The organism is Neobacillus bataviensis LMG 21833, from assembly GCF_000307875.1.
GTDB lineage: Bacteria > Bacillota > Bacilli > Bacillales > Cytobacillaceae > Neobacillus > Neobacillus bataviensis.
Genome location: NZ_AJLS01000041.1, coordinates 80,581 through 93,974, shown reverse-complemented (window position 1 = coordinate 93,974; position 13,394 = coordinate 80,581). Strand labels below are relative to the sequence as shown.

17 protein-coding genes are annotated in these 13,394 nt (G+C 40.0%); 10 read left to right on the top strand and 7 right to left on the bottom strand.

Features of this window, described 5'->3' with window-relative positions; translation table 11 throughout:
* Nucleotides 1–171 precede the first annotated feature (171 nt).
* Together BABA_RS06315 and BABA_RS06310 are read left to right on the top strand one after the other, a co-directional pair.
* The gene (locus BABA_RS06315) at nucleotides 172–663 is read left to right on the top strand and encodes a YajQ family cyclic di-GMP-binding protein (protein ID WP_007084310.1); all 492 of its coding nucleotides are present in this window, start codon (nucleotides 172–174) and stop codon (nucleotides 661–663) included.
* Between the two features lie 110 nt (nucleotides 664–773).
* Nucleotides 774–1,646, top strand: a complete 873-nt coding sequence (locus BABA_RS06310) for an SDR family oxidoreductase (protein ID WP_007084309.1) — start codon at nucleotides 774–776, stop codon at nucleotides 1,644–1,646.
* 37 nt (nucleotides 1,647–1,683) lie between these two features.
* On the opposite strand, the gene BABA_RS06305 is transcribed toward BABA_RS06310, so the two are convergent.
* Nucleotides 1,684–3,210 carry an alpha-amylase family glycosyl hydrolase gene (locus tag BABA_RS06305; RefSeq protein ID WP_007084308.1) on the bottom strand — a complete coding sequence of 509 codons (1,527 nt, stop codon included), beginning with the start codon at nucleotides 3,208–3,210 and terminating at the stop codon, nucleotides 1,684–1,686.
* 131 nt (nucleotides 3,211–3,341) lie between these two features.
* Nucleotides 3,342–5,189, bottom strand: coding sequence for an asparagine synthase (glutamine-hydrolyzing) (gene asnB, locus BABA_RS06300; protein WP_007084307.1), 1,848 nt, complete (start codon nucleotides 5,187–5,189; stop codon nucleotides 3,342–3,344).
* Between the two features lie 203 nt (nucleotides 5,190–5,392).
* Between asnB and BABA_RS06295 the strand changes: the two genes are divergently transcribed.
* Nucleotides 5,393–5,956 carry a DUF2777 domain-containing protein gene (locus BABA_RS06295; protein ID WP_007084306.1) on the top strand — a complete coding sequence of 188 codons (564 nt, stop codon included), beginning with the start codon at nucleotides 5,393–5,395 and terminating at the stop codon, nucleotides 5,954–5,956.
* 29 nt (nucleotides 5,957–5,985) lie between these two features.
* Here BABA_RS06295 and BABA_RS06290 read toward each other — a convergent pair whose 3' ends face one another.
* Nucleotides 5,986–7,014 (bottom strand): ThiF family adenylyltransferase, encoded by a 1,029-nt coding sequence (locus BABA_RS06290; RefSeq protein ID WP_007084305.1) that lies wholly within the window; start codon nucleotides 7,012–7,014, stop codon nucleotides 5,986–5,988.
* A gap of 208 nt (nucleotides 7,015–7,222) precedes the next feature.
* On the opposite strand from BABA_RS06290, the gene BABA_RS06285 reads away from it, so the two are divergent.
* Nucleotides 7,223–9,052 (top strand): aldehyde ferredoxin oxidoreductase family protein, encoded by a 1,830-nt coding sequence (locus tag BABA_RS06285; protein ID WP_007084304.1) that lies wholly within the window; start codon nucleotides 7,223–7,225, stop codon nucleotides 9,050–9,052.
* A 43-nt stretch (nucleotides 9,053–9,095) separates the two neighbouring features.
* On the opposite strand, the gene BABA_RS06280 is transcribed toward BABA_RS06285, so the two are convergent.
* The 4 genes from BABA_RS06280 to BABA_RS06265 form a co-directional block, all read right to left on the bottom strand.
* On the bottom strand, nucleotides 9,096–9,368 hold the full coding sequence (locus BABA_RS06280) for a MoaD-like domain-containing protein (protein ID WP_007084303.1): 273 nt from the start codon (nucleotides 9,366–9,368) through the stop codon (nucleotides 9,096–9,098).
* Between the two features lies 1 nt (nucleotide 9,369).
* Complete coding sequence (locus BABA_RS06275) at nucleotides 9,370–9,642, bottom strand: ubiquitin-like small modifier protein 1 (protein ID WP_007084302.1); 273 nt, start codon at nucleotides 9,640–9,642, stop codon at nucleotides 9,370–9,372.
* A gap of 119 nt (nucleotides 9,643–9,761) precedes the next feature.
* Nucleotides 9,762–10,121, bottom strand: coding sequence for a YisL family protein (locus tag BABA_RS06270; RefSeq protein ID WP_007084301.1), 360 nt, complete (start codon nucleotides 10,119–10,121; stop codon nucleotides 9,762–9,764).
* A 110-nt stretch (nucleotides 10,122–10,231) separates the two neighbouring features.
* Nucleotides 10,232–11,149: a fumarylacetoacetate hydrolase family protein gene (locus BABA_RS06265; RefSeq protein ID WP_007084300.1), complete on the bottom strand. Its 918-nt coding sequence runs from the start codon at nucleotides 11,147–11,149 to the stop codon at nucleotides 10,232–10,234.
* Between the two features lie 148 nt (nucleotides 11,150–11,297).
* Here BABA_RS06265 and BABA_RS06260 point away from each other — a divergent pair, with 148 nt between their 5' ends.
* The 6 genes from BABA_RS06260 (at nucleotide 11,298) to BABA_RS06235 (ending at nucleotide 13,352) form a co-directional block, all read left to right on the top strand.
* Nucleotides 11,298–11,519: a spore germination protein gene (locus BABA_RS06260; RefSeq protein ID WP_007084299.1), complete on the top strand. Its 222-nt coding sequence runs from the start codon at nucleotides 11,298–11,300 to the stop codon at nucleotides 11,517–11,519.
* Between the two features lie 16 nt (nucleotides 11,520–11,535).
* Complete coding sequence (locus tag BABA_RS06255) at nucleotides 11,536–11,772, top strand: spore germination protein GerPB (RefSeq protein WP_007084298.1); 237 nt, start codon at nucleotides 11,536–11,538, stop codon at nucleotides 11,770–11,772.
* Between the two features lie 112 nt (nucleotides 11,773–11,884).
* Entirely contained in the window at nucleotides 11,885–12,502 is a 618-nt protein-coding gene (gerPC, locus tag BABA_RS06250) for a spore germination protein GerPC (protein WP_007084297.1), read from the top strand.
* Nucleotides 12,499–12,705, top strand: coding sequence for a hypothetical protein (locus BABA_RS06245; protein WP_007084296.1), 207 nt, complete (start codon nucleotides 12,499–12,501; stop codon nucleotides 12,703–12,705). Before gerPC ends, BABA_RS06245 begins: the two co-directional genes overlap by 4 nt.
* Nucleotides 12,686–13,072, top strand: a complete 387-nt coding sequence (locus tag BABA_RS06240) for a spore germination protein GerPE (protein WP_007084295.1) — start codon at nucleotides 12,686–12,688, stop codon at nucleotides 13,070–13,072. The genes BABA_RS06245 and BABA_RS06240 overlap by 20 nt, the downstream gene beginning before the upstream one ends.
* A 61-nt stretch (nucleotides 13,073–13,133) precedes the next feature.
* The gene (locus BABA_RS06235) at nucleotides 13,134–13,352 is read left to right on the top strand and encodes a spore germination protein (RefSeq protein ID WP_007084294.1); all 219 of its coding nucleotides are present in this window, start codon (nucleotides 13,134–13,136) and stop codon (nucleotides 13,350–13,352) included.
* Nucleotides 13,353–13,394 lie beyond the last annotated feature (42 nt).

Genomic DNA, 13,394 nt, shown 5'->3' with positions numbered 1-13,394 from the left:
AGGCTAAAGAACAGCCTTCTCGCCGGCTCGTCTTATGCCTGTCGCCCCTGGACAAGGCGCTTCCGCTTTTCTAATCTTGTTTAGACTGATATATTTTACTATAATGTACCCATAAAGGGAAACTTTTGCAGGGGTTATGTTTCTATTCATTTAAAAATGGAGGTTAAGACGATGTCTAAAGACAGCTCATTTGATATTGTATCCAAAGTTGAATTTACCGAAGTCACAAATGCCATTACGGCCACAATGAAAGAGATCGGTACCCGTTACGATTTTAAGGGCAGCAAAAGTGAAGTATCGCTTGATAAGGAAGAGCTAGTCCTCATTTCTGACGACGAATATAAAATGGATCAATTAAAGGATGTATTGTTTAGTAAATTAATTAAAAGAGGTGTTCCTGTAAAAAATCTTGATTATGGGAAAATTGAAAGGGCTTCAGGAGGCACCGTGCGTCAAAAAGCCAAAATTGCTCAAGGAATCGATAAAGAAAATGCCAAAAAAATTAATACGATTATTAAAAATAGCGGTGTAAAAGTGAAAAGTCAGGTGCAGGACGATCAAGTCCGTGTCAGCGGCAAAAATCGGGATGATTTGCAAAAAATTATTTCCTTGGTTCGTGAGGCTGACCTTAGTATTGATGTCCAATTCATTAATTACCGTTAAAGAAAAGGCGGAAGGAAAAGTAAAAATCCTTCACGCCTTTTTATTTTTTTCATAATTTGACTCATTTAAAGAAAACTAACAAAAGAAATTAATTACGGAGGTTTTCATAAATGAGCAGTAATCAAAATCAACAAAAGCAGACATTTCCACCACAGCATCAAAACCACCAGCCAGGAATAGAAAGTGAAATGAATCCACTTCCAATTTCTGTTGATCCCAATTATAAAGCTGGAGGCAAATTATCAGGTAAAACAGCGATAATTACGGGAGGCGATAGTGGAATTGGCAGATCGGTTGCAATCTATTTTGCCAAAGAGGGCGCAGATATTGCGATTGCCTATTTAGAAGAACATCAGGATGCCGAGGAAACAAAGCAGATAATCGAAGCAGAAGGACGCAACTGCCTCCTTTTTGCCGGAGATATTGGCAATGAAGAATTTTGTAAAGAGATTGTGAATAAAACGATTGGTCAATTTAGTAAACTGGATATCCTTGTCAATAACGCAGCGGAGCAGCATCCACAGCAAAGCCTATTGAATATCACATCCGCACAGCTGGAGAAAACATTTCGAACCAACCTATTTTCCTTCTTTTATATGACCAAAATGGCTCTGCCCTATTTACAGAAAGGGGCATCGATCATTAATACCGCTTCAATCACAGCCTATGAAGGAAATGAACAATTACTTGATTACTCCGCATCTAAAGGAGCCATTGTTTCTTTTACGCGTTCATTGGCAATGTCACTCGCTTCACAGGGCATACGTGTTAACGGTGTTGCTCCTGGTCCCATTTGGACTCCGCTCATCCCATCGACATTTACGGAGGATAAGGTAGCCACGTTTGGGTCTACCACCCCAATGGGACGTGCTGGACAGCCTTATGAGTTGGCACCGGCCTATGTGTTCTTAGCCTCTGATGACTCCTCTTATGTCAGCGGGCAAATGATTCATGTAAATGGCGGGACAATTGTCAATGGCTAAAAAAACGTATCGGCGGGACGACAACCGCCGATACGTTTTATTCTATCTTATTGGTTTTTCTTCTCTTGATAAGGAAGTAAAGGAAGATACCCACCAAGATATAAACGATAATTAACGAGACAATAAGTGAAATTTTTATACCACTTTTTTCGGTCAGGACATATATTTCGGAATTATCGCGATCAACGATGAGGATGTATTGATGATCGCGACTGCGAACAATATCTCCTGCAAGTAAACCACGAAGCTCCTTATTGTCTGCTAACTGCTTGTCAGTTAAAACCACTTTTTGTGATTCGGTAGAATTGTTTATCGCAACCACCGATGTTTCTCCTTTATAGACCCGTTTATATACGATCATACCATCTTTGTCATATAGTACTTCCATCGTTCCTCTTGTTAAGGAAGCAAGTTGGTTTCGCTGCTCGGTAAGCTTGGTAATATAGTCAATCAGCTCTTTTTCCGTACGAAAATTCATTTGCCTGCGGTTATCGGGAATATCTCCCCCAACTAAGGCGATTTCTGTCCCATAATAAAAAATGGGAATGCCTGGTGTCGTATACAGATAGGTTAACGCCGTTTTCCATCGTGAACCAGGGAACTGTCTCTTGTCGACAATATCATTCGTAAATCTTGTTGTATATTCATTATCTAAAAAATTGGCCATTAACCCTGCCTTTTTTTGAGAACTATAAAAATCAGAGTTAATAGGGCTAAAAGATTGATTTGTCGTTGCAAAGGCCTTTCTTAATTTCTCATTTTGGGAATAATCAAATACGCTGTCGATTCCGGCACCATGATATTTATTGACGTCCAATACTGCATTCTCAGCCGGAATCCCTATCAGGAGAAATCCCTTTTTCTCTTTCTTTACCTCATTTGAAAAATCAGTCCAAAAGCTTACTGGGACATGATTAATCTGTGGAAGGCTATATCCATCCACACCTGTTTTCTTAATCCACCATTTTGCTGCATCAATTAAGTATTTTTTGACTTCTGGGTTGTCCTGATTAAGGTCAGGGAGTCCATCGACCCAGCCATTTTCTAACTCCTGTTGATTATTCCAATCGCTGATTTCCTGTTGTTGATGAAACCAGTCCTGTTTGCTTGAATCCTTTACCCAAGGGTGGGTGAGCGCAGTGTTATTCGTAACAAAATCCATTAACACCTTTATTTTTCGCTTATGTGCCTCTTTTACAAGCTTTTGAAACGTCTTCATCGATCCAAAATGCTCATCCGTTTTGTAAAAGTCATTCACCCAATAGCCATGGTATCCATTCTTTGTATTATCAAAGATAGGCGTTAAACGAATAGCAGTGAAGCCCATATCTTGTATGTAATCTAATTTATCGATAATCCCTTGAAAATCACCGCCATTATAGACATTAGGATCCTTAGCATTCGCATCGATATCATTGTTTCTGTCCCCATTGTTAAAACGGTCAATCATGATTGAATACACCGTTTCATCCTGCCACAGCCTGTCTTTCTTTTCGACAGCAGCTTGGGCAGGCAGGGCTGAAATGAATAATAATGTAATTAAAAAGAGTGTAATTTTTTTCATCTATTTTCCTCCTCCAAAAAAGGGAAGAGCCCACTCTTCCCAACACTCATTTTAATCTAATACAATTTTTATTCCAAATTTAATTTCTGCTTTTTAAAATAAAACTTCATTTTACCTTGGTTATTTCGATTCTACTTCACTATATTAATATTGTAATCCTTAAACCATGTGTGAAGCTGCACAAGATAGGCCAATAATTGCGGCCCCGTCATGAGCTGGCCAAACCACGGCTCTTGAAAGGATGTTCCCCCAGTCTCGACAATCTTTTCCAATCGTTCCTTTTGGAAAAATTCATGCAATGCCGAGGATTTATCTTGTAAGATTGTCTCCATCCATTTTTGAATGGCCACTGTATACGCTGGGTTATGCGTCTTGGGATAAGGACTTTTCTTTCGGTAAAGAACCTCCTCCGGAAGAATCCCTTCAAAGGCTTTTCGTAGGATCCCTTTTTCCCTGCCGCGGTACATTTTCATCTCCCACGGGATATTCCAAACATATTCCACAAGGCGATGGTCGGCAAATGGAACTCTGACTTCAAGGCTCGCCCCCATACTCATGCGGTCTTTTCGATCAAGCAACGTCGTCATGAACCAGGTCATATTAATATAAAACAATTCTCTTCGTTTCGCTTCTGCTAAACTTTCCCCTTCCAATTTAGGAGTTTCAGCTATGGCTTGCCGATATTGTTCAATGCTGTATTCATCCAGTTTCAATATTTCCTGCCAATGCGATTTTAGCAAACCTTGTCTCTCACCAACAGAACGCATCCAAGGAAAACCTGGCCGCTCAAGATCTTGTTTACGATGAAACCATGGGTATCCGCCAAAAATTTCATCGGCGCATTCGCCTGACAGGCTGACAACAAAGTCTTTCTTGATTTCTTTACAAAACCATAGGAGGGAAGAATCCACATCTGCCATTCCAGGAAAATCTCTAACATGTGTGGCCTCCAACAAATCATGTACGAGCTGCCGCTGTGATATCGTTTTGTTAAAATGTTTCGTATTAAATTGATCTGTTATCATTTGTATGAATCGCTCATCGGCATCCGGCTGGAACTCATTCGAGGAAAAGTATTGGTCATTTCCTTCATAATCAATTGAATACGTATGAAGGGATCCTTTTCCCTGTTCTTCAAATCCTTTTGCGGCAATGGCTGTAATGATACTGGAATCAAGTCCCCCTGATAAGAAAGTGCATAAGGGGACATCGGAAACAAGCTGCCTCGTTACAGCGTCGGTCACTAAAAATCGTACCTTTTCTGCTGTTTCTTCAACACTCTCTTTATGTTCTTCACTTTTCACATTCCAATAGCGCCATATTTTCAGGCCGTTTTTTGAAAATGTCAGGGCGTGAGCAGGTCTTAGCTCTTTCATGCCTTTAAATACACCTGACCCTGGAGCTCTTGACGGCCCAGCACCGAAAATTTCTGCAAGCCCTTCTTGATCAATTTCAGTTTTCATTTCCGAATGGGCTAGAATGGCCTTCAACTCTGAAGCAAAGATAAGCCCTTTTTTATGCTCGGTGAAAAATAATGGTTTCACCCCAAGACGATCTCGTCCAATAAAGAGTTGTTCTCTTTTTGAATCCCACATGGCAAAGGCATAAATGCCGTTAAAATAATTTACGCATTCCTCCGCCCATTCTATATAGGCAGTTAACAGAACTTCTGTATCAGAATGACCTTTAAAGGAATATCCTTTAGTATGGAGTATTTTGCGGATATCTTCAGTGTTATATAATTCACCGTTGTAGCAAATGGTGTAATCATAACCCTCTTTTTGTTTAGTCATCGGCTGCCTGCCCCCTTCAGGGTCGACAACAATTAGCCGTTTATGACCAAATCCAACATGTGTATCAAACCAGATGTTGGTTTCGTCAGGGCCCCTTTTTGCTAAAGTATTCACCATTTTAGTTAATGTATCTGTTTCGTTTCTTATTGGATGTGAAAAATTTACCCACCCCGAGATTCCGCACATTGACATCTCACTCCCTTACAACCAATTTTTTAGATCTATCAAGCATGCTCTATAGTATTCAGCCCATGTTAAATGGTTAATTGTCCATATAAGTGCAATCCAGTCTAAATTTATACTTATTTTTTTAAAAATAACTAAGTTATAAAAAGTCAGGAAGATGTCTAAAAAGGAAAATGAAAGCAACTGTGTTACGGAGGTTAACGATGAATCGACAACAACGAATAAATCTATATGATAGCCAACAAAGGGCCTACAATGAAGGAACAATAGAACAAATTAACAATCAATGGATCTTTTTCGATGAGGAGACAGAGGAAGCGACCATGCTTGATGATTTCGTTCATCAAGAAATTGAAATCTTCCGATTTAACCGCTGGAAAAAAGGGATATTGAATGAACCGGGAAGAATTCATTGTGGCAAAGAAGCAATTATGCTTCGTGACCACGATACAATACGAATGAGAAAACATTTAATTTACTCTCTCGAAAGACTATTAGATGGAGTGAACGATGATGCCTTTTTCCAGTTTGTTACGACCTTAAACTCCCTGAACTTTTCCATTTACGATTGTATCTATTGTTATAACCATTTATCCTTCTTATCGGATGAACACCGAAAAGATGGGGTAAATTTTATGGTATTTGACAACCAAGAGCAAATTTGTAATGTACAGCATCACTTTTGTTATTACGAAAAGGTCAATGATCGGTTTGAATTCACTCTAAATACCGGAAAACGATTAATTATTGAAAAAATGATTTCATAAAAAAAAGGCCTGGGGGATCCCCAGCCTTTTTAGCTTCCAATATATTTTGAATAAAGCATTTTCGCTTTAAGGATATCATTAGTACCATGGATGAGTACGCGTGAATCCTTAAATACTACAATGGAAATGCCCTCTTCCGGTGAAAAGCGAAGTAAAAAGTCGTTTCCTACGACCTTTCCACTTTTCCTTAGGATCTCTGCTTTCCTTTTTAAATCCTGCTCGCTCTTATTCCGTGGATTGATTTGAACAGTATCCCGGCCGCAAAGGCTTGTATAGGCAACCTGCTGCTCAGAGGATTGATCCAGATAATCAAATTGCCCCTTCCCGCATGCAGGACAATCAGGATTTCTCCCCTGCGAAATATCCATTTGCATAGAGGTAACATCCCAAATATCGATTTGTTCTAGGTTAGGCGTTGTTTCCGCACCCACTAGTAGCTTAATCGTTTCCATTGCCTGGAAAGAGCCGATAATATCCGTTAATGGTGACAACACACCTACTGTATCACATGTTTCGCCAGTCCCAGTAGGAACATGGGGAAAGAGACAACGATAGCAAGGGGTTTTTCCCGGTTTAATGACCGCAAACATCCCGCGCGAACTCACTGCCGCACCGTGCACCCATGGAGTTCCATCCTTAACTGCCACATCATTTATTAAAAAACGCGTCTGAAAGTTGTCGGTACCATCAACAATCACGTCGACCCCTGCCAATAGTTCTACTGCATTCTCCAAATTCAAATCTGCGATTACTGCCTCAACCATCACGGTTGAATTAATTTTCGTCAGCCTATTTTGCGCTGCTACAGCCTTAGGAAGATGTAATCTTGCATCCTCTTCATCAAAAAGCGTTTGCCGCTGGAGATTGGAAAGCTCCACCAAGTCTCGGTCGATTAGCCTGATGAATCCCACACCAGATCGGACAAGATGGTTCGCAATCACAGTTCCGAGTGCACCTGCCCCAACAACGGCAACCCGGCTCCTCAGTAATTTCCGTTGCCCCTCTTCCCCAATCCTTTGAAAAAGGATTTGTCTTGAATACCGTTCCAAGTCGCTCATCGAATTCCTCTTTTCTCTATTAATATTACTATTATCTTACCAAATTTTTTTCTTTCCTAAGTAGTTGAAATTTAATTTTAAAAATATTGCAAAAAGTGTATAATAATAATTGGGGAAAAAGCTAAATTTTGGAGGAATCTCTTTGTATATATTAAATATAATAAGAGATTAGCATAAATGTAAAATAATAGGAAAGAAGGGAATTACTTTGAATCTAGGTGGTTTTAAAAACAAAGAAGTCTTAGTTGACTTAACCAATGGTACTGTTGATTACAGAACAATTAATGAAGGCGATGCCAAAAAGTACATAGGCGGCCGCGGCTTAGGGGTCAAATATGTACTTGATAATGGTCCTTCAGTTGAGCCGTTATCACCCGAAAACATTTTATGTTTTATGACCGGTCCCGTTACTGGTTCCCGTTCATCCATGAGTGGACGTCTATGTGTTGTTACAAAATCTCCGCTTACAGGCACCGTTACCGATTCTCACATCGGCGGATGGACGGCTGCACGTCTAAAGTGGGCAGGCATCGACAATCTTATTTTCTCGGGAAAAAGTGACAAGCCTGTTTATCTTTATATTGCTGACGGCAAAGCAGAACTTCGCGATGCATCAGATTTGTGGGGAACAAGTACAAGAGCCTTTATTAAGGCGATGAAAGACCAATACGGCGAAGAAGACCTAAGTGTTATGACAATCGGTCAGGCAGGCGAAAATACTGTTCGATTTGCCTCATTTATTAACGAACATGACCGGGCAGCAGGCCGCGGCGGTACTGCTGCAGTTGCCGGTTATAAAAAGCTGAAAGCAATTGTCATTAAAGCGGCCCAAAAGGGAAATATGCCTGTAGCTAAGCTAGATAGTGAATATAAAGAAGCAAATAAAAAAGCGGTTAAAGCGATTCTCGATGGCGGCTTAACGGCGCCAAATAAAGGCGGCTTATCCGTCTATGGTACAAACGTGTTAACAAACCTTATTAACGAGGTCGGAGCACTGCCAACGAAAAACTCCCAATTCACGCATTGGGATGAAGCAGAAAAGCATAGCGGTGAATATGTGAACACACATTTACGTGTTGCGAACAATACCTGCCATGCCTGCCCTGTTGGCTGTAAAATTGAAGTTGAAGTAAAAGATGGCAAGTATAAAACTCGAGTGGAAAGCATCGAATTTGAATCCGCCTGGTCCCTTGGTTCCAACTGTTTATTAAGTGATGCTGAAGCGATTTCATTTATGATTGATCGCTGCAATGAGTACGGGCTTGATACCATTGAACTAGGGCACGCCTTCTCTGTAACGATGGAAGCGTATGAAAAAGGGATCATTTCTGAGGAGCTAATTTGGGGCGATGCCGATTCCATGATTGAATTAACAAGAAAAATCGCTTTCCGCGAAGGCTTCGGCGGTACACTTGCTGAAGGACCTGCACGTGCAACAGCTTCATGGGGTGCACCTGAACTTTCCATGTCTGTTAAAGGTCAATCGATTCCAGCCTATGACCCTCGTGGAATTCAAGGGATTGGACTTGGTTATGCCACAAGTAACCGTGGTGCCTGCCACTTGCGCGGTTATACAGTTGCAAGTGAAATTGCCGGTATTCCTGAGCCAACTGACCGTTTACAACCAGAAGGTAAAGGCGAATTATTAAGAGTATTCCAAGATATGCTTGCCTTCTCTGATTCGATGAATATCTGTAAATTCTCATCCTTCTCTGAAAATGCTGAGCATTATGCCGAGCAATATAGTGCCATGACTGGTGTCCAATTGACAGCTGATGACGTCATGAAGGCTGGAGAAAGAATTTATAACCTAGAGCGTTATTATAATAACCTTGCAGGCTTCAATAAACGTGAAGATGACTTCCTTCCAAAACGGTTCACTGAGGAACCTGCATCTGGAAACAGTGCCGGAGTTGTCAGCCGTATGGATATCATGCTTGAAGAATACTATCAAGTACGGGGCTGGCAGGACGGTCTTGTTCCAAATGAAAAGCTGCGCGAATTAGGTATAATTGATGCTGAGAATCAATTAGTTTAATACTGACGAAGGCTTCTGCGATTGATTGCAGAAGCCTTTTTTATTAACCACCAATTCTAGTAGTTTTATAACGGTATTTTTTGATTAATTCTTCAAGCTCTTTCTCCGTCTCTGTCTTAAAACGAACTTTTGCAGCGTTTACCTTAAACGTTGCGGTAAATGCTATTTCCTCTTCTGATAAAATCTGGCCACTCCAGCCCTCCCCCTCATAAACGAAGGGAAACGAATCGGTCATTTGTTTCGCACCGAGCTCTTTGAAATACATTCCTAGATGCTCTATACTAATACCACGAAACTCTAAATCTACCGCTGCCATATCAGCCTCCTGCAACAGGGGGAAATAGAGCAAACTGATCTTCTTCGGCTACTCTCGTTTGAAGGTCATCGAGATGGATGATATTCCTGCCATTTACATACACATGAACAAATGGAAGCAACTCTTTTTCTGGGGTAAAAATCTCATCTCGTAAGTCCGGAAACATTTCCACCATTTTATCTAAAACATCCATAACCCGATCACCATCAGGCTGAACCCTTACTGTTACCCCTCCACATATTTCACGGAGATTTGCAAACACTTTTACAATCACATTCATCTCTCCCCTCTACTAGTTTTAATATTAAAACCGGAAACTACAGTTGTCACGCTGTTTCGGTATATTTTTAAAAATAGAAGGCTGCCCAGGGACAGCCTTCTTAAACAAATACCTTATACATGGAAAATGGACATTGGCAATTTTTCAAAACCTAAATATAAAACGAGCAGCCAGGCGATCACAAATTGAATCCAAAAAACAGATGTTCTTCTATTATTTGCGACACGGCCGAGGATCATTTCAAATAATCCGATTACCCATAATCCTGCTACCGCTTTTAAGATATACCAAACATCAATCTTGTAAACCGAGAAAAGAAGTCCTATCCCAGTGGCGATAATAATGAGGTATAAAACCCGTAAAATCATTTGAACAATTTTAAATCCTTTGGCTTTCCCGCTTTTATTTAATGAAAGTGCTACGAAAAATAAAATTAGAGCTAAAACCCATGCTGTGACGTGACCATGAATCATTCTATTTCCTCCTATGTAAAGTAATCGAGACTATCATACCATAGGCTTTTATTAATTACGAAAAAAGTGATTCAAATATTGTGACAAACTTAGGAAGGTTACAAATGTGATTAGAATGAATTCTCTTCAATGCTATTCTTAAGCGTTCCAATTTTTTCAATTGTAATTTCCATTGTATCCCCTGGACGTAAAAATTTTGGCGGCTTAAATCCTTTTCCAACCCCTGCAGGTGTACCTGTTGCAATAATATCCCCTGGTTCGAGTGTCATCCCCGCAGACAAAACCGAGATAACTTCTTCAACTGGAAAGATAAAGTTCTTCGTATTTGAACGTTGCCTTACCTCACCATTTATTCTTGTTTCAATCGTTAATTGATTAGGATCTCCAATCATGCTTTTATGGACAATCCATGGTCCCATTGGACAGGTGGTATCTAAACTTTTGCCAATAAAAAATTGCTTGTGTCTTGATTGCAGATCCCTCGCGGTTACATCGTTAATAATTGTATACCCGAATATGTAATCAAGAGCTTCTTCCTTTTTAACGGCACGTCCCTTTTTCCCGATGATGACGGCTAATTCTCCTTCGTAATCAAGTTGACTTGTGACGTTTTGATGGTTTAAAACGGGTTCATCTGACCCAATAACCGATGTTGGTGCTTTGGTAAAAACCATCACATGTTCTGGAATATCGGCTGCACTGCCCATTTCAATAGCGTGTTCGGCATAATTTTTTCCTACACAAAAGATATTCTTACTCGGTCTTGGAATGGGAGCAAGTAACTTCCCCTCTTCAAGTGGAATGTAAAAGGTATCTGTTTGCTCATAACTCGTTACCCATTCAAGCAAATCATTCACTTGCTCCATAAAGGTTTCTCCTAAAGCGATACATTCCAACATTGAGGAAGGGAAGTTTTTTTGTCCTGTCCTTACTTCCGCAGCTGGATTTAGTAAAAGAATTTTTGTATCTTCTGTTTCTACCAAACCAACTTCCTCTTTATTCCCGTATTTAACTGTCACAAATCTCATTGCCCATCACTCCTATGTAAAGTTTATCCACTACTATATAGAATAGAGTAAACAGAACAATCTAACAAATATTATTTGGGCAAATGATTCACATTACATTCGCCCATACATATGCTGTAAAAGATAATAATAACAAAGGGTGTTGAATATGCCAGCAATTGTTGGGGTTGCACAGGTCATTACACTGGGAAGCAGCTCTGTTTTTCATATTGGCGATGTCTATAAAATTATGCCATTTGCTACGGCCAAAACATTTTCTGGAGCTGGTTCCTTTAATACAGGCGATCAGGTTGATGTTCTCAATCGATTAAGTTCAACGAATACTTCTGATCCTGATGTCATTGACCAAAACAATTTCCTTAATATGTAATGAATGGGTGGTCAAAATGAATTTTTATATCCAACAGTCCATTCAGATTAATTTTATAAAAATAGGCGGAATTACCAATTCCTCTGTCCTGCAAATTGGCAGTGCCGGAATTATAAAGCCTCATGCACATCTATATAATACTGGGGGTTTCACAAAACCGGCCCCAGCAGGAATTAAACCAGGAGGACAAATACCGGTACCTTCAGAACAATTACTGGCACCTTCAGTACCATTACAGGCTTCAGTCAGGTAAGGAAAAACCTTGTCAGCCTTATGAACTTGTGGAAAAGTAGCAAATCCAACTAAGTTTGTGCATATAGTTAGAACACAAGCTGAAAAGGCGATTCGCTGGCGAGGTGATTTACTTGTATCAGGATTTTTACCAATATCTTCAATGGCTGCAGATGTGTATTCAGGCGCAGGAGAAGAGAATTGCAGCATTAGAACAGACAATACAAAAATTAAGTGCTGATATAGCGCAAATAGGGGAGAAGCCCACAATTCATGTTGACAGGATTGACTATAAATTTGACCAATTGAAAGTTGAGACCCTTGAAGGAACGTTAAATATTGGCTTAAATCCGAACGATTTATCCGGAATTGAAGACTTTGCGGTTCAAAATCAATCATTAAAAACACCATTTTCTCCAAAAGAGCAAATGCGATTATCAATGAAAATTGAAGAGGCTATTCATGGCTATTTAGAAACAGACTTACCGCTAATTGTGAATGATGCTCAAAGGAACATGGCAATTCCAGCAAATGAATCCTATTTGTCCTTCATTAAAGAAGATATTATCAAACAGCTTCCTACTCGGATCGACTATCATCTTAAAACGAACGCCGCTAAGGTTAAGCCGGATACAAATGCCCCTCCAATCGAAGAAATCGTCATCGAAACACTAAAGCAGGAAATACAAAGTGGTGTAATGGTCTTTTTAAATAACTTACCCGAGAATGTGAAAGGAATGAAGACGGAATGAACTTTGAAGTGTACAATCGCATCCTCCATGTCAATAATATTAAAATCATGGCGGTCGCAAGCTCCTCATTATTTATGGTAGGAGATACGGAAACCATCCAACTGACATCTGCATTTGACACACCGCCAGAATCCTTAATAATTGGGCCATTTGTTCCGTTAGAACGCGATGTGACTCCTGGATATGCTGACCCGAATCTCTAGCGTAGACCATCTCGAAGTAAAGCAGGTGGTTTTCTCCTCCGTTCTTCAGCTGGGAGATTCCTGCATTCTTAATGGATTCTCCAGGGCTCTTGCTGTTCAAAGGGAAACAGAAATATTCTACGGAGATGAAGGTAACTTTCCTTCCTATCGAATTTTTAAAAAGCCTCTGCCATTGCCGCCTATTACCGAATCAATATCATTTTTACGCCACAATATTAATCCCATCATAAAAGTAAATAACATTGATGTCACAGCTGTTTCTAACTCGTCGATTTTACATGTTGGCAACAGTCAAACGGTTTCGATGGAGGTTAGAGTTAAGCATATCCGTCAGCTACTGCTCGAAGGCCATGAACAGGACATATGATTAATGCATATGTTAGTATAGGTCAATATCTAGAAAGTTCATACTGAAAAGGTGTGTTTTAATGCCAGCGATAATTGGTCCAGTACAAATTGTGACTGTGAGCGGAGGAATTGTCCAATTCGGAGATACTGTTTATATCTCTCCAAAGAGCAGCACAAAAACCTTTGCCGGCTCTGGAGGATTTAACACCGGTGGCTTAATCGTCGCAAACAATGGAATCAGTGGTACAAATGTACTTGATACAAATTTGATTGACCAGCCAATAGCCGGGAATAATTAAAAATGACATAAACCATCCATGGGTTTATGTCATTTTTCATTT

Excerpts from the sequence above, each read along its gene's own strand:
- BABA_RS06305 (WP_007084308.1), bottom strand. The coding sequence starts at position 3,210 with ATGAAAAAAATTACACTCTTTTTAATTACATTATTATTCATTTCAGCC.
- BABA_RS06280 (WP_007084303.1), bottom strand. The coding sequence starts at position 9,368 with ATGGCAGCGGTAGATTTAGAGTTTCGTGGTATTAGTATAGAGCATCTA.
- BABA_RS06260 (WP_007084299.1), top strand. The coding sequence starts at position 11,298 with ATGCCAGCAATTGTTGGGGTTGCACAGGTCATTACACTGGGAAGCAGC.
- BABA_RS06265 (WP_007084300.1), bottom strand. The coding sequence starts at position 11,149 with ATGAGATTTGTGACAGTTAAATACGGGAATAAAGAGGAAGTTGGTTTG.
- BABA_RS06315 (WP_007084310.1), top strand. The coding sequence starts at position 172 with ATGTCTAAAGACAGCTCATTTGATATTGTATCCAAAGTTGAATTTACC.
- BABA_RS06245 (WP_007084296.1), top strand. The coding sequence starts at position 12,499 with ATGAACTTTGAAGTGTACAATCGCATCCTCCATGTCAATAATATTAAA.
- BABA_RS06290 (WP_007084305.1), bottom strand. The coding sequence starts at position 7,014 with ATGAGCGACTTGGAACGGTATTCAAGACAAATCCTTTTTCAAAGGATT.
- BABA_RS06295 (WP_007084306.1), top strand. The coding sequence starts at position 5,393 with ATGAATCGACAACAACGAATAAATCTATATGATAGCCAACAAAGGGCC.
- BABA_RS06255 (WP_007084298.1), top strand. The coding sequence starts at position 11,536 with ATGAATTTTTATATCCAACAGTCCATTCAGATTAATTTTATAAAAATA.
- BABA_RS06310 (WP_007084309.1), top strand. The coding sequence starts at position 774 with ATGAGCAGTAATCAAAATCAACAAAAGCAGACATTTCCACCACAGCAT.
- BABA_RS06235 (WP_007084294.1), top strand. The coding sequence starts at position 13,134 with ATGCCAGCGATAATTGGTCCAGTACAAATTGTGACTGTGAGCGGAGGA.
- asnB (WP_007084307.1), bottom strand. The coding sequence starts at position 5,189 with ATGTGCGGAATCTCGGGGTGGGTAAATTTTTCACATCCAATAAGAAAC.
- BABA_RS06270 (WP_007084301.1), bottom strand. The coding sequence starts at position 10,121 with ATGATTCATGGTCACGTCACAGCATGGGTTTTAGCTCTAATTTTATTT.
- BABA_RS06240 (WP_007084295.1), top strand. The coding sequence starts at position 12,686 with ATGCTGACCCGAATCTCTAGCGTAGACCATCTCGAAGTAAAGCAGGTG.